Here is a 505-nt window from a genome sequence, read left to right on the forward strand (position 1 = left end):
GAAATACGGGGTCAAAATTACCGGGGCTACGGTCTTTATGGTTGACGCCGGAGTTGACACCGGCCGAATCCTCGCCCAACGGGCTGTGCCCGTCCTCACCGACGACACCGTCGAGTCCCTTCACGAACGCATCAAGGTGGAGGAACGCGAGATGCTTGTCACGGTTGTCACAGAACTTGCCGGGGCGCGTCCCGGCATGGAAGAACTCGGCACCGAATCGTCTCGAAAGGATTCCCAGTGAGCGAACGTCAACCCATCCGTCGGGCCCTCGTCTCCGTCTACGACAAGTCTGGTCTTGACCAGTTGGCCAAGGCCCTTATTAACGCGCAGGTCGAGGTGGTCTCGACGGGGTCAACCGCTAAAGAGCTGGCCTCTCATGGGGTGACGGTGACTGAGGTTAGTGAGATTACGGGGTTCCCGGAGTGCTTCGACGGACGTGTCAAGACTCTGCACCCGAAGGTGCACGCCGGGATCCTCGCTGACCGCCGCTTGACGACCCATCGTG

1 protein-coding gene and 1 pseudogene are annotated in these 505 nt (G+C 60.4%); both read left to right on the forward strand.

What is annotated here, in order from left to right; all coding sequences use genetic code 11:
* A partial coding sequence (locus J5M58_RS26315; RefSeq protein WP_306795256.1) for a formyltransferase family protein occupies positions 1 to 241 on the forward strand: 241 nt, incomplete at its 5' end.
* Positions 238 to 505, forward strand: a pseudogene (gene purH / locus J5M58_RS26320) (bifunctional phosphoribosylaminoimidazolecarboxamide formyltransferase/IMP cyclohydrolase); the annotation flags it as partial. The gene J5M58_RS26315 and the pseudogene purH, both read left to right, overlap by 4 nt.

The sequence above is a fragment of the Pseudomonas sp. 32_A genome, from assembly GCF_017490905.1.
GTDB classification, from domain to species: Bacteria; Pseudomonadota; Gammaproteobacteria; order Pseudomonadales; family Pseudomonadaceae; genus Aquipseudomonas; species Aquipseudomonas inefficax.